Genomic DNA, 20,849 nt, shown 5'->3' with positions numbered 1-20,849 from the left:
AAATGCTAAAATAAACCTCAAACCCCAGTTTTTTCTTCACTTTTTACCACTTCCCAGAAAAAATTCATGTTTTCCATGCTCAATCCTCCACTGTTAGGTCCTTCCAAATCTATTTTGTGCATCATTTTATAAAATCTTTGTTGAAATTTCTTCGTCCCCTGCCGCAGGGCTTCTTCAGCGTTTATTCCGAGAAAGCGCGACAGGTTAACAATAGAAAAGAGCAAATCGCCTAGTTCTTCTTCTATTCTTGGACTTTTTCCCACTTCCTTTTCAAGCTCAGCGAGCTCTTCATAGATTTTAGAAAGGGGGCCCCGGTGATCCTCCCAGTCAAAACCGGCTTTAGAAGCCTTTTTTTGAGTCTTTTCAGCGAATTGCAGCGCTGGAAGCCCTCCTGGAATATCAAAGAAATTCCTTTCCGTTTCTTTTTCCGGACTTTGGGATGTCAGCTTTTCCATTTTTTTAATTTCATCCCAGTTTACCAGAACTTCCTGGCTTGATGCTACTTCAACTGACCCAAAAACATGAGGATGCCGGCGTATCAGTTTGTCCGAAATGCCCTTTATGACATCGTTCAGGCTGAATCGCCCGGATTCCTCTTCAATGCGGGAATGGAACACGACTTGTAATAATAAGTCTCCCAATTCCTCACATAAATTATTCATATTTTTGGAATCAATTGCATCCAGCACTTCATAGGTCTCTTCAATCAGATATTTCTTCAGCGACTCATGATCTTGCTCCTTATCCCAAGGACACCCCCAAGCAGAACGCAATTCGGCCATAATTGCAGTGAGCCTTTCCAGCCGGTCACTATTTTCCCTGATCATTGTCGCCTTCAGAGTAAAAGAAGTTCCAAGCCTTCGGTAAAGTCCGGCTGTGATCCTGCCTTCCGCGATTGGGAAACCCGGCAAAGCGAGCGTTATTTGCTTTTTACCGGACACCGTCATAACCTTTTCTGCAATCAAATCGAGTCCTGTGTCTAAGTCTAAAAGGATATTTTCCGTTTTTTCTGCTGCTGCGAATATTTCCTGGCACGGGAAACCCTCCCGAATCAGATCTGAAGCTGCCGGATGTTCGACATTCCACAGAAATATCAGATCTGAACCTTTCAATAATTTATAGGCGGCAAGAGACAAAGAATCAAGTCCTTGGTCTCCGAGGCCCAGAATATTTAATATCGGGTTCACTTGCTTTCCTCCTGTTTGATATTAAGGTTGACAAGGCACTCGTTGCTTGTCCAATAATACTATAAATGGCAGGAAGATCTTTGGCAAGCATCTCGGGGCGTCTTGGCACTTACCCCGACTGGACTCTCACTAGTTAGATAATGCGTGCTTATCTGGGCACGCCACTTAAGAAAAGGACTGTCAACATGCTGTTAACAGTCCTTTTCGATTTTTATTCTTTGCATTTAAACATTACTGTTCCATTTGTTTGGCTAAAAAGCCCGCTGCAGTTTCAGCAAGTTTGATTTCCAAATCTCCCATCTTGATGTTCGGTTCTTTGGACATGAGTACGACTACCCCAATGGGATCACCTTCAGCAATAATCGGTGCAATGACCTGATTTGTTGCTTTGACTTTTTCCTCTCCTTCTGTTTCTTTCAAAACAGAAGATTCTCCCGTATTGTAAATGGTTCTCCTTTCTTCCATGGCCTGCTCGGCTACAGCGCCAAGAGATTTGTTTAGGTAGTCTTTCTTGGAAGCCCCTGACACCGCGATGATGACATCTCTATCTCCGATACAGGCAATGTGTCCTGTTGATTCAAATAAAGAATCCGCATATTCTTTGGCGAAGTCTCCCAACTCACCAATGGGCGAATACTTCTTTAGTATCACTTCCCCTTCCCTGTCCACAAAAATCTCCAGTGGATCTCCTTCTCTTATCCGTAAAGTCCGCCGGATTTCCTTGGGAATAACTACTCGGCCAAGATCATCTATTCTTCTGACGATTCCGGTTGCTTTCATTAAGTTCTCCCTCCTTTTTCCAAAGCGACTAATTCAATCTTAGTATATATCTTGAACTGCTTTATTATTCATATTTTTCCATACACGCAAAAAAGAATAATCCGGGATGACCGATCTGTCTTGTGCTAAAATATTCTTGGTCTGTTGCAGACTTACGAATAAATAAATAGAGGAGTAACAAAAACTGAAGTTTTGTTACTCCCTCTTATGGTTTGATCAGATTAAATAATCCTATTGCTTATTTAGCAGTTGTATCTGCCGGTTTTAATTCTTCGGCGTATTCGACTTCAGCTGCTTGTCTGAGTTCAGAATAGTAGCTTTGTACTTTTAGATTTTTGGCATTTGCCAAAGCAGCTTCCTGAACGCTTGTTTTAACCTTTTCAAAGTCAGGCACAACAGCCTCTTTATGGTCTTCAACCAGAATGACATGGTAGCCAAATTTCGTCTTGACTGGTGTTTCTGAAATGGTTCCTACCTTCTGGCTGAAAGCAGCATCCTCAAATTCCGTAACCATTTCTCCGCGGGAGAAATAGTCGAGGTTTCCGCCGGAATCCTTACTCACGGTATCCGTAGAATATTCCTTGGCCAGTTCGGAAAAATCTTTACCAGCCTTATACTCCTGGATTACTTTATTGGCTTCCGCTTCAGTCGCAACCAAAACGTGGCTGGCCTTGACCTGTTCATCCTGTCCGCCAAAATCGGAGTAATGCGATTCAAAATACTGCTGGACTTCCTGATCCGAAACTGTCACATCTTTACCAACGTAATACGAAAAAGCATAAAAATTGGCCACTTCTTCTTCGGTCATCGCCTGTTCTTTCAGAAAGCTTGCGTAATCCTGATTGATCAGCGTACTTTTGAGCTCATCTATTTTCTTTGTAACTTCTGGATTGGTTGTATCCCATTTATTCTTCTCAACTTCCTGTCGAATTAATTCTGTCATAATAATATTTTCGAGGACGGAACTTTTGATGCTTTCCAGACTGGCCATGCCCTCATCCGTGCTAAAGTCCATACCCTGCTTCTCATAATAGGTTTTGCTGGCATTTAACTTTTCTTCATAAGTCGTCATGGGGATACTTTGCTTATTCACTTTAACTGCAAATTCCTGTTTGGCGCAGGCATTGAGCATAAGCAGCGAAGCAAGCAGCATGATGATCATTGTTATTGTTATTTTTTTCATTAATCCCTATCTCCCTTTCGCTCGGATGAAGTCATTATACCAAGTTACGATTTATTAAGCAATTTAAACTATACCGGATACGGTCCTGGCAGCTGCTGCCGGATGCATCACATATTCCTCTAAAATATCAAATAATTTAAATATGGCTTTAAAGATATCTTCTATACTCGAAACCCTAAGCCGCAGATTCAATTCAAGATTGCCTTGTTCCCCAGCTGCAAATGACAACGGGTAAGGAAATTTTGCGGCAATACTCATCAGCTGTTCTCCGGATATTTCGGGATCAGCGGCAAACCGCAGGGAGATATTCTGTTTATGCTGAACAACCTGTTCGAGACCCAGTTGTTTGGCTTTCATTCTTATCCTGATAATTTTAGCCAGGTTTTCAACTTCATCGGGCGGGTTTCCAAATCTGTCCACCAGTTCATCCAGAAAGTCACTTAAGTGTTCTTCACTAGAAATGCCGAGCATTCTCTGGTAAAGCGTAGCCTTAATCTGCTTATCCACGATATATTCATCAGGAAGGAGCGCCTTGACCTGAATATCTATGACTGGCTCAGCGACTTCTTCCACTGTTTCACCACGTAATTGCTGAACTGCCTCTTTCAGCATCTTGACATAAAGGCTGAAGCCAATGCTTGCAAGATGCCCATGCTGCTCCCCCCCGATAAAATTGCCTGCTCCTCTTATTTCCAAATCACGCATGGCAATCTTGAAACCGGAACCAAATTCAGTGAATTCCCTGATTGTAGTCAGCCTCTTTTCTGCTTCTTCTGTCAGAATTTTTTGCGGTTGGTATAAAAAGTAGGCATACGCTTTCCGGTTTGACCTGCCCACCCTGCCCCTGAGCTGATAAAGCTGGCTCAGGCCAAATTTGTCCGCTCCATCGACAATAAGTGTATTGACGTTCGGCATATCCAAACCTGTTTCGATGATGGTAGTGCAAATTAGAATATCTTTCTCTTTTTCCAAAAAAGAAATCATTTCTTTCTCGAGTTGGGTTTCGCTCATCTGCCCATGCACAACCCCACAACGGGCTTCCGGGATAATCAAATTCAGCAGTCTGACCACTCTATCCAGTGTCTCAACCCGGTTATGGACAAAAAACGCCTGGCCCCCTCTGTATAATTCTCTGCGTATTGCATCTCTTACCAGATCCGCATTAAATTCGGCAACAAATGTTTGAACAGGGAACCTATCTTCCGGAGGCGTCATGATAACGCTCATATCTCTTAAGCCAACTAGAGACATATGCAGGGTTCTGGGAATCGGCGTAGCTGAAAGAGTTAAAACATCCACATTGGTCTTCAGGGTTTTGATCCTCTCTTTGTGAGCAACACCAAAACGCTGCTCTTCATCGACAACAAGCAGACCCAGGTCCTTGAAGCTAACCCCTTCCGATAGGAGACGGTGGGTACCGACCACGATATCAAGCGATCCGTCCTTCAGACTCTGAATGATCTGCTTCTGTTCCTTGGCTGTGCGAAAACGGCTTAGCATTTCGATTTTTACAGGATAATCCATAAAGCGTTCTCTAAACGTATTATAATGCTGCTGGGCGAGGATGGTCGTCGGTACCATGACTGCAACCTGCTTGCCGCTGATTACCGCCTTAAATGCGGCTCTCAGGGCAACCTCAGTTTTACCGTACCCCACATCCCCGCAAAGAAGCCGGTCCATCGGCCGGGACTTCATCATATCTTTCTTGACTTCCATAATACTCTGCAACTGGTCTGGTGTTTCTTCATATGGAAAGCGGTCTTCAAACTCTTTCTGCCAGTGGCTGTCTTCCGGATAAGCAAATCCCACAGCCCCTTCCCTTTTCGCATAAAGCTCAAGCAAATTGATGGCCATCTCTTTAACAGCACCCTGTGCCCTGGCCTTTGCCTTGTTCCATTCATTGCCGTTCAGTTTGTTCAGCTTGGGTGTGCTTGATTCTTCTGTCCCGAGGTATTTCTGCAGCAGCTGCAGCTGATCAAGCGGTACATACAGCTTATCTTCACCGGCATAACGAATCGCAAAATAATCCTTTTCAATACCATCGACCTCAATGGTTTCAATTCCGGTAAACTTGCCGATTCCATGGTAAAAGTGCACAACGTAATCACCTGGTTTAAGGTCGCTGAAAGAAAGAATATCTGTTTCTTTTGAGCTTTTTTTGGGTTTTGCCTGGTGTTTTCGTTCTCTTCGGTATATTTCCGATTCTGAAAAAATAACCATTTTGCTTACAGGCAGTTCAAAGCCTTGATTGATCGAAAGCGGATAAATATAAACGCCGCCCTGTATGATCGGATCTTCCATCCTGACCAGACTGGCATTAATGCTTCTGTCCTTTAACCCTTGCCCAAGCCTCTGAGATTGTTCCTCGTTCCCTGCAAAAAGTGCAATCACGTATCCGATGGACTTCCACCGCTGAATCTCTTCCACCAGGATTGAAGTCTTACCATACCCGGCTAAAGGGCGGGCAATCATGTTCGTCACTCTTTTAGGGTCAAACCCGGGTATTTCCCGCAATAAATTCGACAGGCCCAGCAAAGGACGCTTTCCGCTGGCGAGCAAATCTTCAAAGCTGATAAATAAATGATCGGGATTAACAAACTCTTCTCCCTTTTCTAGGTTGTCCGTAAATTCAGTAAGACGCTGATTGGACTGAAAATCCAGCTGCTCCTTAAGCCGGAGCGGTTCATCGAGAAATACAAGACAATCATGATCGAGCCATTCAAAGAAAGGAACATACTCTTCGGACAGCAGACTCAGGTAAGGATAAATGCTTTCATCAAGAATTCCCGTGTTCAGCCGGTTTTCAAGATATTCTACTTTTTTATGAAGTCTCTTAACAGCTTCTACCCGATCCAGCCGCTGTAAACGACCGACGGCTTTGCGGGCTCTGGCTTTGATTTCCCCTTTCAGATCCTGCTGCCTTTTGGTATCAATAACATACTCCTGAACAGGAACAATAAGGACCTCAGAAATACTTTCCAGCGATTTTTGGGTCTCCAAATCAAATACCCGGATAGAATCTACTTCCTCATCAAAAAATTCTATCCTGACAGGATCTCTGTCATGTGGTGCAATATCGAGAATCCCACCGCGCAAAGCAAACTGGCCTCTGCCCTCAATGGTTTCTTCACGTTCATAGCCGGCCTCTACCAATAAGCGCATAAGGTCAGAAACTGCATACTGTTCCCCGACCTTAAAAAGGATACAATGTATCAGCCACTTTTCCGGGCGAATTAGTTTCTTCATGATCGCCTGGACGGGCGCAACGACAATTGTTTCGCTGTCTGTTTCCCGGTTGAATGGGAGCAGGGTGCTCAGGACCCGGATTCTCTCTGCCGTAATTTCGTGACTTCTGCTGAAAACTTCAAACGGAAGCCACTCTGTTGTCGGGAAAAGCATAATATTTTTTCCCGGAAGCCATGCCTCCAGATCTCTTGCCCATTTTTGGGCTTGTTCATCTGTATAGGTGATGATCAGAGCCTGCTGCTTCAGCAAGGAGACCTGGGCTGCAAACGCAGCTTTTTCGCTGCCGGTTATTTGGTAAATCATTTGTGGGGACTCTTCTCTGCTTAAAGCAGCGCTTATTTCCCCAATATCCAAACCTTTGTACAAAAAATCATTAATCGTAGGCATCTGCTGCCCTCCTGCAAAAAGTGGCTCATTCCTTATCATATCTCTGGTCAGGATAGAAAATACCTGTTTTCCGAGTATTCAGGTTGAGCAAACCATATTTACTGATAGTACGTCACTCCGCTGATATCCAGTTCCCTCATGCATTTTGAGCAAAGTGTATAGGCAACATTGCCTTTGATTTCAACAGAAAAATCCATCCTGAGTGGCCTGGTGTCATCCATCTCCAGTTCACCAACGATGGTATCACAGCAACGGCATATTTTCAGCATATACATAGGATAAAACACCTCCTGAGTAATATGCTTGCCTATCCAATCCAAGGTTATACGCTTCAGCTTTATTTAAAGTGACTGTTTCTCCTGGTTAAATAGATTCATGGCCTCATCCCCGTGGCCCTCTATCCACAATCCCACAGCACGCTGTGCCCTGTCCAGAGTACCATCCAACACTGCTTTTTCCTCTTTGGCAAACGTTGAGAGTACATGGTTAACCACATCAAATTCTGCCTTTGGTCTTCCAACGCCGATTTTAAGACGCCAGAACTCCTGTGACCCCAATTCCGCAATGATGGATTTCAATCCGTTGTGTCCCCCGGCACTCCCTTTGGCCCTTAATCGTATCCTACCGAGGGGGAGATCCATATCATCATGGACCACCAATATATTCTGCGTATTTATTTTATAATAACTTATCAGTTCCCCAACGGCTAAACCGCTTAGATTCATATAGGTAATTGGCTTCAGAAAGAATATCCGCTCATCTTTGTTTCTCATTTCAGCCACTTTGCCGCGAAAATCATTACGGAAAGACAGTCCTTCCTGAGCAGCAATTCTGTCCAGTAGCATGAACCCTGCATTATGTTTTGTCTCGCTATATTTAACTCCCGGATTCCCGAGACCGATTACAGCCCTCATAAATTCTCCTTATCGGCATATCGTTTAAGTCCTAAGCATAAATTGAATAGACAGAACAGCATCAATCAAGGATTAATTTTATATAGATTATTTTTTTGAAAACTTGGCTGGCGCCAAGCTTTGGCGGTAGACTTAGTTGCACTTAGATCTATCGGAAAGCTGTTAGCATTTTCCTGATAGACTTAAAAAAGGAGGGGATCCTATGCTGCCCAGTAAAAAAATTTTATCCCTGCCGATTATTTCTCTCAAAGAAGGCCAACAAATCGGGTTTGTGCGTAATATCGTCATTGACCCGAAAGCCAAAGCTGTTGCCGCATTGATGGTCGACCCCAAGGGGTTCTTCAAAGAACAGCGTATTATTCCTTATAACAGGGTTGTCAGCATTGGTGAAAACGTCATCACCGTCAGCACTGAGAATCAAGCGGAAAAAGCGACAAATTTGCCTGATATTTTAGAACTTCTCAAAGAAAAAACGGCGATCATTGGAACAAAAGTCATTACTGCCAGCGGCAAAACCCTCGGTATCATTGAAGAGTTCTATATCGATACCGAAAATGGCATGATATCAAGTCTTGATATCTCCGGAGGTAAAATAGAGAGTCTTTTCAAGGGAAAAGCCAGCTTGAAAGCCGACGATATTCTTACCATCGGTTCCGATGTCGTCGTTGCGGTCAAAGGCTGTGAAGAAAGACTTGAACTTTTTACGAAAGGCATCAATGATAATGTCAAATCCATCATCCAGGTTGCTTCCCAAAAGGCAAGCCGAAAAAGTCAGGACCTAAACAGATTCTGGAAAAAGAACAAGGACGCTGAAACAAACGAAGATTTCCCGGATGATACAGACAAGCCAATCCAGCCTGTCTCAGCAGAAATCAGCACGTCTGTTACGGATAATTTCTGCGAGGGGCAGGATGAAGAAGCCACCAATGCAGACAAGGGTCCCAAAGACGGCCTTATCTGAGTGCTCTGAAGGACTAACTGAATAATTTACTGACGGATAAGTCCTCATGGATTCTAACGATAGCTTCTCCCAATAAAGGAGCAACAGAAAGCACTTTAATCTTATCAATCTTCTTTTCCGGGGTTAAAGGAATGGTATTTGTTACGACAAATTCTTTAATAACGGATTTTTCGAGAATGCCGATAGCAGGACCAGATAATACCGGGTGCGTACAGCAGGCATAGACCTCTTTGGCTCCTTTTTCCATCAGTACAGCTGCAGCCTGGGTAATCGTACCGCCGGTATCTGTGATATCGTCAATAAGTACTGCTATTTTTCCCTGCAGGTCACCGATGACATGCATTATTTTTGATACATTCGGTTCAGGCCGACGTTTATCCACAATTGCGAGCGATGCCCCGATTCGTTCCGCAAAATTCCTGGCCCTGCCGACGCCTCCGATATCAGGCGATACAACGCAAATATTTTCGAGTTTCTTCTCCATAAAATATTCCGCGAGGATCGGTACCCCGGGGAGATGATCAACTGGAATGTCGAAAAATCCCTGAATTGCAGGTGCATGAAGATCCATGGCCACCAGACGATCCGCTCCAGCAGTCGTTATGAGATTGGCCATGAGTTTCGCCGTAATCGGTTCTCTGGCCTTTGTCTTCCTTTCCTGTCTGGCATAGCCGTAATAGGGGACCACTGCCGTAATCCGATAGGCTGACGCTCTCCGCAAGGCATCAATAAGGATTAACAGTTCCATAATACTATCGTTGGTTGGCGCGCAGGTCGGCTGAACAACAAACACATCGGCACCCCTTACGCTTTCATCAATTCCGATGTTAATTTCGCCGTCCATAAATGTTTTGACATTGGCAACCCCCATGGAAATGCCAAGATAATCGGCAATCTCCTGCGCGAGCTCCCTATTTGCGTTTCCGCAAAAAATTTTAAGTTCTTTCGTAGCCATAATTTTCCCCCTACTTTTTCTTGGCCAAGTGCCAATTTTCAATAATTCGCTGTTGTGATCTTTCGATTGCCAGAGCCTGATCAGGAACATCTTTCGTAATTGTTGACCCGGCGCCGATGACTGCTTCTTTGCCGATAGATACCGGAGCAACAAAGTTTGTATTGCTGCCGACAAAAACACGGTCTTCAATAATGGTCTGGTGCTTATTCTCGCCATCATAGTTGCAGGTAATCGTTCCTGCACCTATGTTCACATTTTTGCCCAACCTGGAATCGCCAATATAGCTCAGGTGAGGGATTTTGGTTCCCTCTTCAATGATGCTGTTTTTAATTTCTACGAAATCGCCAACTTTAACCTCTTTACCCAAAACCGTTCCGGGTCTCAGGTAAGCATACGGTCCCACAAGGCAATTCTCTCCGATCACCGCGTCTCGCGCAACAGAGTGTTCGATCTGACATCCCTTCTGACAAACACAGTTGATCAGTGTTGTCGAGGGGCCAATGTTCGCGCCTTCTTCAATCCTGGTATTTCCTTTAATCATTGTAAAAGGATTAAGGATGACGTCCTTCCTAAGAACAACTTCCGCATCTATAAAAACCGATGGAGGATTGATGATCGTTACTCCCTCCATCATCCAGTATTTTCTGATCCGATCATACAAGATATCCTCAGCTTCAGCCAGCTGAACCCGATTATTAATGCCTAAAGCTTCTGACGGGTCGTCCGTACAAAAGATCTCAATTTTTTGACCGGACGAAAGTAGGATATCAAAGACATCAGTGAGATAATACTCGCCCTGGGCATTTTTAGGCGTAATCTTCTGAAGCGCAAATTTTAAGGCTGCCCCGTTGAAACAATAGGTGCCTGTATTGATCTCCTTAATCCCTTTTTGCAAAGCATCTGCATCTTTTTCTTCAATAATGCCTTGAAAAACATTGTTCTCTTTCAGTATCCTTCCATAACCGGAAGGATTCTCCATGATTGCCGTGAGTACTGTAGCTGAAGAGCCCGTCTTTTGGTGAATCTCCATTAATGACTGAAGCGTATGCCCGGCTAAAAGCGGCTGATCCCCGCTTAAGACCAGAATGCTACTGTCTTCATCGATCAATGGCAATACCTGCATCACGGCGTGACCTGTGCCCAATTGTTCTTCCTGAACAACCACCCTGGTTCGTTCCCCAAGGTGTTCCGACAACATTTCGCGGCCATGACCGACAATCGTAATAACATCATTAATTCCCGGTTTTGCAACCTTCTCCAGAACGTGGTCGATCAGCGGACGGCCAGCCAACGTGTGCATCACTTTTGGTAATTCCGATTTCATACGGGTACCTTTTCCCGCAGCCAAAATGACTGCTGTAAAATGAGACATTTCCTTATTTACCCTCCAAGTGATCAAGTACCTTATCAACCCTAAAATATCCTATGATGGATGAGCAGATACTTGCATAGTTGTACTTCATTATTATAACGAATTATTGCCAATAATAAAAAGAAATTACAGATATTTTTTTGTATTCCGCCTATATTATTGCAGATTTATTTAATATGATAAAAAAGAGACCTCTCAAATGATGGTCTCTCCTCAGCTGAATCAAATATTATTCAATGCCCTTTCCGTATTCTTCCAGTACCTTAGTCTGGATTTTTTCTCTTGCCGCAGATGAAATCGGGTGGGCAATATCGCGAAAATCGCCTTCTGGGGTCTTTCGACTGGGCATCGCCACAAATAGACCATTCGTCCCTTCAACCACTTTTACATCGTGAACAACAAATTCGTTGTCAAATGTAACCGATACGACTGCTTTCATCTTGCCTTCGGCATTTACCTTTCGGACTCTGACGTCAGTAATCTCCATGCTGAGAATCACCACCCTTCTCTTTCGCCTCCAGAAAAATCTTCTTTTTTTATTCTCTATTTGGCAAAAAACTCCTTCTTTTTAACAAAAAAAATTTCCAATTCAAAATATTCTACATCATTTTTGGGTCATTTGCCTTGACAAACGTCCTGCCTTTTGAAGAATCGATTTCCAGCTGCAGAAGAGCAAGGTAGTCTTCGACTAGCCTTGAGTTATTCCAGAGTGTGTCTTCCATCAAAATGCCAAGGCCTACGACTTTGGCATCAAATTCCTGCATAAGGTCGATCAGCCCTTTGGCTGTGCCCCCGGCTTTAATGAAGTCATCAATGATCAGTACTTTTTTCCCGGTACCCAAAGCCTTGCGGGTTAAAGACATGGTCTGAATTCTTTTGGAGGAACCGGATATGTAATTGATACTAACCGAAGAGCCTTCCGTCACTTTATTGCCATGCTGCACCACAACAGCAGGTACACCCAGCGCATCAGCAGTCATCAGGGCCAGCGGAATCCCTTTTGTTTCAATCGTTATCACGGCTTCAGGACTTCTTTTTCGAAAAACGCTCGCAAAAATAAGCCCTAATTTCCTGGCAATGATAGGATTATAGAGAATATCGGACATATAAAGAAATCCGCCAGGAAGCGTTCTGTCGCCCGCATTTAAATTTCCGGCAAGAGATGTCAGGAAGTTTTTTGCTTCTTCTCTGCCGATTCCGGGCAAATACTTGACACCTCCGGCCGCCCCTGAAATTGTATCCAAATTGCCCTTGTCCGTGAGCATTAAACTTTCTTTAATCGCGACCAGATCTTCACTGATGGTCGATCTCGCAGTATCAAAACGGTCGGCAAAAAAACCCAAAGTCAAAAGCTCATTCGGGTGGGAAATCAGGATTTCTGTTAACGCAATCATTCTTTCAATTCTTTTCATGCAATCATCTCTTTTATTTCATCTCATAAAACACTATGCAGGAACTGTTATTCGCTTTTGCGGCTCGATGACATGCCCCTTAAAGCTTCAAACATGACATTCCCGGCATTTTCAATATGCGCCGCTGCAAGCTTTTGCGCTTCTTCCACATCATGCCTTGCCACAGCATCAATGATCGCCCGGTGTTCCTGAATCGTATTTTTAACCCTTCCCGGAACTGCCAAAGATGTTGTCCGGAACCGCTGTGTCTGCTCTTTCAGGTTCGCAAGAATTTGGATCAGCCTTTCATTCCGGCTTGCCTTATACAAAAGAGCGTGGAAGTCTATATCGGACTGGACAATAACATCCAGAGAATCAGGCATTTTTTCATAATATAAAATCCGCTCCATCTCGTCAATCTCTTCTTCTGTAATCTTCTCGGCGGCGAGTCCTGCTGCCAGTCCTTCCAGGGCTGCACGGATTTCAAATACGTCTTTGACATCCTTATGAGAGACCCCTGCCACATAAGCGCCCCTTCGCGGAACCATGACCACAAAGCCCTCCAGTTCAAGTTTGCGGATCGCTTCTCTTACAGGTGTACGGCTTACGCCCATTTCCTCTGCCAGCTGGATTTCCATCAAGCGTTCTCCCGGCTCCAGGACTCCACTGACGATAGCCTCCCGTAGAGCCTCAAGCACAATTTCCCTCAGAGGTTTATAGCTATCAAGTTTTACCGGTACTAAACGTCTTTCCATCAAAAATCACTCCTTTTCTCCAAGTTTAATATTTCGAGACCCGATCGTTTTTACTAACCAGGTTTGATGATAACCCTTCTCAGCCAGAACCTTGCGCATCTTTTCTCCCTGACTATGATCCTTCACAATTCCGAACAGCGCAGACCCGCTTCCGGACATCAGAGCTTCAAGGCAGCCTCCTTCCAACAACAGCCGTTTTAAGACAGAAATCTCAGGGACAAGATCAAAAACAACATTCTCCAGATCATTGGAAAGCATTCTGCCAATCATATCGATCCTGGCAGCACTTAGAACACTCACCCATTTTTTTTGATTGAGCTTCGAGAATTCAGCGCGTTTATCAAACAATCGATATGCATCTGCAGTGCTTACTCCCTGTTCCGGTTTAACCAGGATGATATCCATCTCGGGTGCCCTGGGAAGTTCTTTGAGTTCAGAACCGGTCCCTTCCCCCCATGCTGTTCCTCCAAGCAGACAAAATGCCGTATCCGAACCACACTGTTTAGCCAGTCCCACTAAATGTTCATAAGAGAAAGGATTTGACAGTAGCCTGTTCAATCCTATAAGAACAGCTGCGGCATCACTGCTTCCCCCGGCAAGCCCCGCCTGCAACGGAATATGCTTTTCGATATTAATCTCAGCTCCGGGAGTTACACCTGATGTCCTGGCCTTATATTCATCCAGAAAAAGCCCGGCAGCCTGATAAGCGAGATTTTTTTCGCCGCTTAATTCGCCGCAAAGGCAAGATATCCCGTCACCTTGAAGTGTAATTTCAACCCGGTCAAATAGAGACACAGATTGGAAGACCGTTTCAAGACTATGATATCCGTCAGTCCTGATATCGTTGACAGCCAGCGCGAGGTTTATCTTGGCCGGTGCCAAAACAACCACAGAATTTTCTTTCATATTTACCAAGTTCTTTTACCTTTGATACGATAGAATTATTTTCCTAATATTATAGCGTATTACACCCTCATCCTGCCAGAAAAATATTCTAATCCGCCAAATTTCTTATTTCCGGCAGGATTAAATTGAGGTGGTCATTAATGATTTTTCTTAACGGCTCTGCTTTTTCATAAAAGATCACGACAATATCTCCTTCTCTGGCTTTTGCCAGAGCTTCGCTCAGTGCTTCCTCTTCCTTAAGAATGATCTTCATTGAACTTGCCTTTTTCCCTTCACTTAAAGCCTCTTCATAGATCATATGCGCAATTTCTCCTGATTTTCTGCCTCGCAGATCTGCATCTTCCTTAATATACAGCAAATCAAATCCTGCGGCAGCTTCCCTGGCAAATTGTTTTACTGTGGCGTCGCTTCTGTCACCGGGCAAGCCGATACACCCTACAATCCTCTTGTGCCCAATCATCTGAAGTGTTTGGACAACCTCTTTAATACCGGCGGGGTTATGACCGTAATCCAGAACTACCTTAAAGCCATCCATTTCATAATATTCGAGCCTTCCCTGATTATCTTCAGGATTTTGCCCGAAGCCGCTTACCGCCCTCCTGATTTGCGGAGCATTATATCCCAACGCATAGCAAGCTGCAACAGCTGCCAGGACATTTTGAACATTATGCCTCGCTTTTCCTCCCCAGGTAATCGGGATTTTGTTCAGGTTACAAACAGTTGAGCCGCAGGTCCCCTGATAAATCCATATCTTCTTCTGATCTGCGACCACGGCAACCCCTCCAAACGCCAGGTGTTTACAGATTCTTCTGTTCTGGATTTCGGTACTAAAGTAAATAACATGGCCACTGGTTTTTTGATCCAGGTTCACAACCTGAGGATCATCCGCATTCAGAATGGCAAAACCATGCTTTTGTACTCTTTCAGCAACCAGACTCTTCACCTTGCTCAAATCCTCAATATTGTCAATACCGTATTGACCGAGATGATCCTCAGAAATATTTGTGATAATTGCGACATCCGCATAATCATAACCCAGACCTGCCCGCAAGATCCCCCCTCTGGCTGTTTCCAGGACTGCAACTTGGACATCGGGGTGTCTCAGGACAGTCCGGGCGCTGGCAGGTCCGCTGTGGTCACCCTTGCTGAGCAGTCTGTCATTAATATAGATTCCTTCCGTGGATGTCATCCCTACAGTTAACTGCTGTTTCCGGAGCATCTTACTTAAAAGACGGACGACAGTTGTCTTGCCATTGGTTCCTGTCACCGAGACAATAGGGATTCTGCCGTTTCCATGCGGAAGGAGCATATTGACAATATCCCTGCCGATATTCCTGCTTTGGCCGGCACTGGGCAGCAAATGCATTCTTAAACCCGGAGCTGCATTGACCTCAATAATTCTGCCATCCTGCTCCCGGTAAGAATGCCTGATATCTCCCAGAATAAAGTCTATCCCGGCAATATCAAGTCCCAGTACGCTTGCTGCGTAAACAGCCAGCTCAGCATTATCCCTGTGCACCAAATCCGTCACGTCCACTGCCGTTGATCCGGTACTGAGGTTCGCACTTTGCCGAAGTACGACTTTTTCTCCAAGATGCGGAACAGATTTCAGCGAAAATCCCTGCCGGCTGAGATCCAAAATAAGAATGGGATCAACCGCGATTTTTGATAAATACTTTTCATGCCCCGTTCCCCTTAGCGGATTGTTATTTTCCTGTTCGATCAGTTCTTCAATGCTCGATTTGCCGTTTCCGGCAACCATCGGCGGTCTTCTCCTAGCCGCCGCCACCAATTTGCCCCCAATAACAAGAAGCCGGTAGTTGTTTCCTTTGATGTATTCTTCGATAATCACCTTTGTGCTGTAGACCTGCGCCAGGCGGCAGGCTTTAACGATCTCACTTTCCTTCGTTAAATTGAGAGATACACCTTTCCCTTGATTGCCCAGACATGGCTTTATAACCACACTGCTGTCAAATTGTCGGAACAGCTTCAGAATCTCCTCTTCCGAAGAAGCAATCTTTCCGCTCGGAACCGGTATGGCAGACTCACTGAGTATTAGCCGCGTAAGCTGTTTGTCTGCTGCAATATCTGTTCCGATGCAGCTCGTTCCACTTGTCATCGCCGCCTGTATTCTTTTTTGCAGACGGCCATAGCCAAGCTGATAAAGATTTCCATCCCCGAGCTTATCGTAAGGAATACCTCTGTCAAGGCAAGCCTGAAGAATGGCTTGCGTGGACGGCCCGGGCATATACGCTGAGCGAAGTTTTTTTAATTGAGCGACCAACGGCTCAGCATTCGGCTCTTCCCCATAGCGCAGCTGGTTGAGAAAACCGGCTGCAGCATAAAGTGCCTCAATCGCTGCTTCCTTGCATTCATATTCATAGATCACTTCATATTCTTCCATTTCTTCAACCAGAACACGCGTTTTGCCGTAACGGCTTTTTTCTCCGGCTAAAGTCAGCAATTCTATACTGACATGCTCCAGTACATGTCCAGGCAATGTTCCTTCTTCCAGTCTTTCAACAAACCCTCCGGGTTTTCCACGGGAACAGGTATGGTCGGCAAGTGAAGGTAGCGCCTTTAACAATCTTTGATTGAAATCGCCAAGCTGATGGGTCATTTTCCCCTGCCATTCGGCAATACTGACGATTCCACGGATCACGGGCCTGTAACTGAAAAAGTTTGCACCTTCAATTGCTTTCACCTGATGTATCCTCATGAAGATGTAGCCTCCTGTTTCATTTCCTTTTTAAACAGCTCCGAATAATTCATACTGAATCCTTCAGCCTCACTCAGAAAGCTGGTCCGTTCAGTAATATTAAATCTCCAGCCTTCGCTCAAAATGTGTACTTTGACCGGGGCAAGGGCCAGAGGCTTTCCATTATTTAAGTCGTCCACATTACTGATTACTGCACATGAAGCATCGGTAATAAGTACCGTTCCGCGCCCGATCACCCGAAAGTTCCCGTCATTTCTGATATGGACAGATGTATCTTCATCAATTCCGATTCCTAAGAAGTACGGATTTAAGGAGACAGCCGTCATTAGCCGTCCAATCCTTCCTCTTTGGGCAAAATGCTGGTCAATAATGATACCCTTCAAAAGTCCTAGTCCGGGGGCCATCTGAATTAAGTCTTCACCAGGCGTATCTCCCTGTCCGCCGATGATCATTGTATCAGACATTACGGATGCTCCGGCACTGGTCCCTCCGATAATTACTCCTTGCTCATACAGATGCTGCAAGGCCATACCCATTGCAGTTCCGCCGATCATCGCTGTGATCCTGAGCTGGTCCCCCCCTGTAAAGAAAATCCCGCTGGCTTGAACGATCTTTTCAATATTTTCACCTACATTGGCAGACGCTCTGTCTTGAATGGCAATCACGTCTATATTTGAGCAGCCAAACTTCATAAAAAGGTCTCTATAAATGATCCCCGCCTGCTCCCCGTCCTCTGAAGCTGCAGTAATCACACATATCCTGGATCTTTTTTCTCCTGCCTCGCGGTAATAATATTTTAAAATTTTACAGTCTTTTTCCTTGTCTTCTGCTCCACCGATAATAAGCAGATTTCCCATAATATGCTCGGTCATAGCATCCCTCCGAGCTTAATTTGTGGAAATCTGCGTAAATTATTCCTAAACTTGTATTTTATTCATGAATTAATGCTCTACTTTGGGGTAACCTCTTCTGAGCTGTCCTCTTGTTTCAATTCCGCCTACACCGTCTACGCCCGTAACTGTATGCCGAATAATATCTTTGAGAGAAACGGTACGGTCAATTGGCGTATAGGCAATGCTCTCCACCAGAAACACAGGGTCTAAGGCATGAATCATCATTCGTCTTGGCGAAGAGGCAAAGTTTGCACCGGCTTCAATGATTGCTTCGAAATTAGACTGGCATCCGCCTGCAAAGATAACCAACTGATCTTTATTCGGCTGAATTCGCCTTGCTTCCGTAACGGACTGCACAAAATGACCCGAGCTCCGGTAGCTGTCCAGACTCTTCAAATTGCTTTTCCCTTTAAGCAAAGAATCATGGCCTGTCAAAACCAAAATATCCGCCGGATAATCTCGCAAAGACCCGGCAATTGCCTTGGGCTGTTCCGCTTCCGATTTACAAATTCCTTTGGCCTGAAGTCCCAATTGTCTATACGTTTTTAGACAATGATCCAAATATTCCTGATCTCCGTCCAAATGAAGAATTTTGCCTGGTATTTCAAAGTACTCTTCTTCAACCTTGAATTTGCGGTCGTAGACAACCTTACGGAATTTTTTATAAACTTCCTGAGAATCGGCCAGCTGATAATGGACAATTTGCTTATCATCCTTGAAAATAAGATCATCGACATTGGCGTCGGCGATTAATCGGTAATTGAGCCCACCGAGTACTGCCGTTACTTTCTTGCGCCTTTTATTCAGGGCCAGTATTTTTAGAAATAAATCCTGGTTATAAGAAAGGCGGGCCACAATATCTCCTGTCTTAAACATGTCTAACCCTCCTGCTCCTCGTAAACTCCTTTAAAAATAGCTGCATCTATATTTTCTGATTTACTCTATTTTATGACATAAAAAAATACCGGTTCCCAAACCGGTATCCTTAGAATCAATTTCTTTGCGCCTCCCAGACGGCTACAATCTTCTGATAATCAAGTATCCCGACATCTTCAGCCCTGAGCTTCGGGTCTACTCCTGCAGCCTTGAGTATCTCCGCAGTTTGCTCTTTGGGTAAGGAGAGTCCGCTGGAAAGCGTATTCAGCAGCATCTTCCTTCGCTGCGCAAAAGCCGCCCGCACAACCTTGAAAAAGACGTCTCTCTTTTCCAATGAGAATCCTGGATATGGCCGGATATCCAGTCTTAGCACCGTCGATGTGACCTTCGGCTGAGGCCAGAAGGCCGAAGGTGGAACATCGAACAGCCTTTTAGCCTCGGCTGATAACTGAACGGCAATCGATAATATCCCATAATCCCTTCCCCCGGGCAGGGCACACATTCGGTCGGCGACTTCTTTCTGGACCATTATCGTCATGCCCAGCAGCGATTCCGCTTGGTCAAGAAAATGCATCAGTAGCGGATTTGTGATGTAGTACGGGAGATTTCCAATCAGCCAGCCTTTTTCCTGTCCCCAAAGATTGGCTAGTTTAAGCTTTAGGGCATCCATATGCAGCAGAACAAACGGGTAGGCGTTTAATTCTCTTTGGAGCAACTCAACTTTTTCCTTATCAAGTTCTACCGCCCACAATCTGGGGAATTTTGGGGCAAGCATCCTCGTTAGAGCACCTGGTCCCGGTCCAATCTCAACCAGCGGCAGATCATTTAAGGGCATACCCTCCCGAACGATCCTTTCGATAATGCTGTCATCAACTAAAAAATTTTGACCCAAAGATTTTTTGGCCCGGACCCCATGGCGTACAACTCTGCGGATATAGGACGCCGTATCTTCCCATCCTGCTTTCGTCACTTACTTCCCATTCCCTTCCATCTGCTTTACTGCGGAATAAAATTCGTCTTTGGTTATCCCAAAACGGTTGACGCGAAATAAAAATTGCTTGGCGTTGGTATCCCCAATCCCCAAAATTTTCCCGAGCCGGACCCGTTTTGCAGCCGAACAGCATTGCCCAACCAGGCCACTTTGCCGCAAATCAGCCATTACTACCACCTCAGCATTTATCTTCTCAGCAATTTTCACTCCATCGTTGCTGTCCATATTCGAAATCTTTACTTCGAGTATTTTGGAAAACGCTTTCCTGATCTCCTCCGAAGAAACGTTTTCCAGGCCAATATCATGATCTTTCGGATTGCGGGCTACCTCGACTGAAAGATAAACGTGCCTGGCTTTCGGGATCCGTTTATTGATTCGCTCCCGAATCTGTTTTCCGGCAAAATCAGGATCCGTACAGACAATAACGCCGCGTCTCTCTGCCATCTCCGCAATATACTCCAGCTTTTGCTCGGTCAATCCAAACCCCTCCGTCCAGATGACGTCAACTTTGCCCAAGGCGCGTCTGACCGCATGCGCATCGTTTTTCCCTTCGACCACGATTAGCGGTTCATAATCAAGATCCGTATTTGTGTTGAAATTCATTTTATTCTCCTTTAGCTTGCAGCGACAAAAGCTTATCTATTTTTTTATCAATAGCCGCTATTCTTTCCAGGCTGTTTTGATTGCTCCCAATGGCAGATTCAATCTGCAGCACTTTGCGTCTGAGCTCGTTTAAGGCATTTTGAAGCAGTGTATCCGAAGCCAGAATATCTTTCCCCAGTTCTTTCGTTGCTTCGCGAAAGCGGTTAAAAAATGTTTCGCTTTGTTTTTCGATGTAAAGGGCCAGCAGCCTTCCGGGAAGCAGGGTGTTGGTCCGGCCGTCCCCTCTGATCTTGTATGTGCCCCCGGCCGTGCAGTACGGCTTTTCTTTACCGGAGGGAATCTCAATTCGATAGATTGGTTTTCTGGCATAGTTTTCTATTATTATAGCGACTTCGACAGGTGGAACACAACTCTCCGCTTTACTTAAAATAAAGAGTCTCTCCTTGTCACCAACCGGACAGCCGATGATTCTACCTTTCTGCATGCTGTTTTTATCTTCAACTTCACCCACGCCAGCTAAAATGGTTCCTCCATTTTCTGAATTCGCAAATGCTACTAAATCTGTGGCTTGAATGCCTTTAACTGTCATCTTGAAATCCGCATCGAAACCTTCCTGTTTGACCAGCAGCTGTTTTGTTTTGCTGGAAATCGTCATATATAGATCTTTTTCCATAAAAACCTCATGATAGGATATTTTCCTATTCTATCATAACCAATCATCAAACAAAAA

General features: G+C 44.8%; 19 protein-coding genes. 1 reads left to right on the top strand and 18 read right to left on the bottom strand.

Annotated features, from left to right (window positions below):
- Positions 1–17: 17 nt before the first annotated feature.
- The 6 genes from mazG to pth form a co-directional block, all read right to left on the bottom strand.
- Positions 18–1,187, bottom strand: a complete 1,170-nt coding sequence (gene mazG, locus DHBDCA_RS01350) for a nucleoside triphosphate pyrophosphohydrolase (RefSeq protein WP_015042342.1) — start codon at positions 1,185–1,187, stop codon at positions 18–20.
- A 231-nt stretch (positions 1,188–1,418) separates the two neighbouring features.
- A complete protein-coding gene (gene spoVT, locus DHBDCA_RS01345; protein WP_015042341.1) occupies positions 1,419–1,967 on the bottom strand; it encodes a stage V sporulation protein T in 549 nt (182 codons plus the stop codon).
- 238 nt (positions 1,968–2,205) lie between these two features.
- On the bottom strand, positions 2,206–3,150 hold the full coding sequence (locus DHBDCA_RS01340) for a peptidylprolyl isomerase (RefSeq protein WP_015042340.1): 945 nt from the start codon (positions 3,148–3,150) through the stop codon (positions 2,206–2,208).
- A gap of 63 nt (positions 3,151–3,213) precedes the next feature.
- Positions 3,214–6,783, bottom strand: coding sequence for a transcription-repair coupling factor (mfd, locus tag DHBDCA_RS01335; protein ID WP_015042339.1), 3,570 nt, complete (start codon positions 6,781–6,783; stop codon positions 3,214–3,216).
- 98 nt (positions 6,784–6,881) lie between these two features.
- Positions 6,882–7,058, bottom strand: coding sequence for a hypothetical protein (locus DHBDCA_RS15345; RefSeq protein WP_015042338.1), 177 nt, complete (start codon positions 7,056–7,058; stop codon positions 6,882–6,884).
- 66 nt (positions 7,059–7,124) lie between these two features.
- Positions 7,125–7,697 carry an aminoacyl-tRNA hydrolase gene (gene pth, locus DHBDCA_RS01330; protein WP_015042337.1) on the bottom strand — a complete coding sequence of 191 codons (573 nt, stop codon included), beginning with the start codon at positions 7,695–7,697 and terminating at the stop codon, positions 7,125–7,127.
- Positions 7,698–7,899: 202 nt separating this feature from the next.
- Here pth and DHBDCA_RS01325 point away from each other — a divergent pair, with 202 nt between their 5' ends.
- Positions 7,900–8,658 carry a PRC-barrel domain-containing protein gene (locus DHBDCA_RS01325; RefSeq protein WP_015042336.1) on the top strand — a complete coding sequence of 253 codons (759 nt, stop codon included), beginning with the start codon at positions 7,900–7,902 and terminating at the stop codon, positions 8,656–8,658.
- A gap of 13 nt (positions 8,659–8,671) precedes the next feature.
- Here DHBDCA_RS01325 and DHBDCA_RS01320 read toward each other — a convergent pair whose 3' ends face one another.
- The 12 genes from DHBDCA_RS01320 to DHBDCA_RS01265 all read right to left on the bottom strand — a co-directional run bounded on the left by DHBDCA_RS01320 (position 8,672) and on the right by DHBDCA_RS01265 (position 20,792).
- Positions 8,672–9,613 (bottom strand): ribose-phosphate diphosphokinase, encoded by a 942-nt coding sequence (locus DHBDCA_RS01320; RefSeq protein WP_015042335.1) that lies wholly within the window; start codon positions 9,611–9,613, stop codon positions 8,672–8,674.
- Between the two features lie 10 nt (positions 9,614–9,623).
- Entirely contained in the window at positions 9,624–10,985 is a 1,362-nt protein-coding gene (gene glmU / locus DHBDCA_RS01315) for a bifunctional UDP-N-acetylglucosamine diphosphorylase/glucosamine-1-phosphate N-acetyltransferase GlmU (RefSeq protein WP_015042334.1), read from the bottom strand.
- A gap of 229 nt (positions 10,986–11,214) precedes the next feature.
- Complete coding sequence (spoVG, locus tag DHBDCA_RS01310; protein WP_015042333.1) at positions 11,215–11,472, bottom strand: septation regulator SpoVG; 258 nt, start codon at positions 11,470–11,472, stop codon at positions 11,215–11,217.
- 112 nt (positions 11,473–11,584) lie between these two features.
- Positions 11,585–12,397 carry a pur operon repressor gene (gene purR / locus DHBDCA_RS01305; RefSeq protein WP_015042332.1) on the bottom strand — a complete coding sequence of 271 codons (813 nt, stop codon included), beginning with the start codon at positions 12,395–12,397 and terminating at the stop codon, positions 11,585–11,587.
- A 47-nt stretch (positions 12,398–12,444) separates the two neighbouring features.
- Positions 12,445–13,131 (bottom strand): GntR family transcriptional regulator, encoded by a 687-nt coding sequence (locus tag DHBDCA_RS01300; RefSeq protein WP_015042331.1) that lies wholly within the window; start codon positions 13,129–13,131, stop codon positions 12,445–12,447.
- Positions 13,132–13,137: 6 nt separating this feature from the next.
- On the bottom strand, positions 13,138–14,037 hold the full coding sequence (gene ispE / locus DHBDCA_RS01295) for a 4-(cytidine 5'-diphospho)-2-C-methyl-D-erythritol kinase (RefSeq protein WP_015042330.1): 900 nt from the start codon (positions 14,035–14,037) through the stop codon (positions 13,138–13,140).
- A gap of 88 nt (positions 14,038–14,125) precedes the next feature.
- Entirely contained in the window at positions 14,126–16,756 is a 2,631-nt protein-coding gene (cphA, locus tag DHBDCA_RS01290; protein WP_015042329.1) for a cyanophycin synthetase, read from the bottom strand.
- Complete coding sequence (locus DHBDCA_RS01285) at positions 16,753–17,628, bottom strand: cyanophycinase (protein ID WP_015042328.1); 876 nt, start codon at positions 17,626–17,628, stop codon at positions 16,753–16,755. The genes cphA and DHBDCA_RS01285 overlap by 4 nt, the downstream gene beginning before the upstream one ends.
- 69 nt (positions 17,629–17,697) lie before the next feature.
- Complete coding sequence (gene yabG, locus DHBDCA_RS01280; RefSeq protein WP_015042327.1) at positions 17,698–18,525, bottom strand: sporulation peptidase YabG; 828 nt, start codon at positions 18,523–18,525, stop codon at positions 17,698–17,700.
- A gap of 115 nt (positions 18,526–18,640) precedes the next feature.
- The gene (gene rsmA / locus DHBDCA_RS01275; RefSeq protein WP_015042326.1) at positions 18,641–19,495 is read right to left on the bottom strand and encodes a 16S rRNA (adenine(1518)-N(6)/adenine(1519)-N(6))-dimethyltransferase RsmA; all 855 of its coding nucleotides are present in this window, start codon (positions 19,493–19,495) and stop codon (positions 18,641–18,643) included.
- Positions 19,496–20,119, bottom strand: coding sequence for a toprim domain-containing protein (locus DHBDCA_RS01270; RefSeq protein WP_015042325.1), 624 nt, complete (start codon positions 20,117–20,119; stop codon positions 19,496–19,498).
- Position 20,120: 1 nt separating this feature from the next.
- Positions 20,121–20,792: an AlbA family DNA-binding domain-containing protein gene (locus tag DHBDCA_RS01265; protein ID WP_015042324.1), complete on the bottom strand. Its 672-nt coding sequence runs from the start codon at positions 20,790–20,792 to the stop codon at positions 20,121–20,123.
- Positions 20,793–20,849: the final 57 nt, after the last annotated feature.

The organism is Dehalobacter sp. DCA, from assembly GCF_000305775.1.
In the GTDB taxonomy this organism is placed as follows: domain Bacteria; phylum Bacillota; class Desulfitobacteriia; order Desulfitobacteriales; family Syntrophobotulaceae; genus Dehalobacter; species Dehalobacter alkaniphilus.
This window is presented reverse-complemented; position numbering and strand designations above follow the sequence as displayed.

Excerpts from the sequence above, each read along its gene's own strand:
- spoVT (WP_015042341.1), bottom strand. The coding sequence starts at position 1,967 with ATGAAAGCAACCGGAATCGTCAGAAGAATAGATGATCTTGGCCGAGTA.
- DHBDCA_RS01340 (WP_015042340.1), bottom strand. The coding sequence starts at position 3,150 with ATGAAAAAAATAACAATAACAATGATCATCATGCTGCTTGCTTCGCTG.
- mfd (WP_015042339.1), bottom strand. The coding sequence starts at position 6,783 with ATGCCTACGATTAATGATTTTTTGTACAAAGGTTTGGATATTGGGGAA.
- DHBDCA_RS15345 (WP_015042338.1), bottom strand. The coding sequence starts at position 7,058 with ATGTATATGCTGAAAATATGCCGTTGCTGTGATACCATCGTTGGTGAA.
- pth (WP_015042337.1), bottom strand. The coding sequence starts at position 7,697 with ATGAGGGCTGTAATCGGTCTCGGGAATCCGGGAGTTAAATATAGCGAG.
- DHBDCA_RS01325 (WP_015042336.1), top strand. The coding sequence starts at position 7,900 with ATGCTGCCCAGTAAAAAAATTTTATCCCTGCCGATTATTTCTCTCAAA.
- DHBDCA_RS01320 (WP_015042335.1), bottom strand. The coding sequence starts at position 9,613 with ATGGCTACGAAAGAACTTAAAATTTTTTGCGGAAACGCAAATAGGGAG.
- glmU (WP_015042334.1), bottom strand. The coding sequence starts at position 10,985 with ATGTCTCATTTTACAGCAGTCATTTTGGCTGCGGGAAAAGGTACCCGT.
- spoVG (WP_015042333.1), bottom strand. The coding sequence starts at position 11,472 with ATGGAGATTACTGACGTCAGAGTCCGAAAGGTAAATGCCGAAGGCAAG.
- purR (WP_015042332.1), bottom strand. The coding sequence starts at position 12,397 with ATGAAAAGAATTGAAAGAATGATTGCGTTAACAGAAATCCTGATTTCC.
- DHBDCA_RS01300 (WP_015042331.1), bottom strand. The coding sequence starts at position 13,131 with ATGGAAAGACGTTTAGTACCGGTAAAACTTGATAGCTATAAACCTCTG.
- ispE (WP_015042330.1), bottom strand. The coding sequence starts at position 14,037 with ATGAAAGAAAATTCTGTGGTTGTTTTGGCACCGGCCAAGATAAACCTC.
- cphA (WP_015042329.1), bottom strand. The coding sequence starts at position 16,756 with ATGAGGATACATCAGGTGAAAGCAATTGAAGGTGCAAACTTTTTCAGT.
- DHBDCA_RS01285 (WP_015042328.1), bottom strand. The coding sequence starts at position 17,628 with ATGACCGAGCATATTATGGGAAATCTGCTTATTATCGGTGGAGCAGAA.
- yabG (WP_015042327.1), bottom strand. The coding sequence starts at position 18,525 with ATGTTTAAGACAGGAGATATTGTGGCCCGCCTTTCTTATAACCAGGAT.
- DHBDCA_RS01270 (WP_015042325.1), bottom strand. The coding sequence starts at position 20,119 with ATGAATTTCAACACAAATACGGATCTTGATTATGAACCGCTAATCGTG.
- DHBDCA_RS01265 (WP_015042324.1), bottom strand. The coding sequence starts at position 20,792 with ATGGAAAAAGATCTATATATGACGATTTCCAGCAAAACAAAACAGCTG.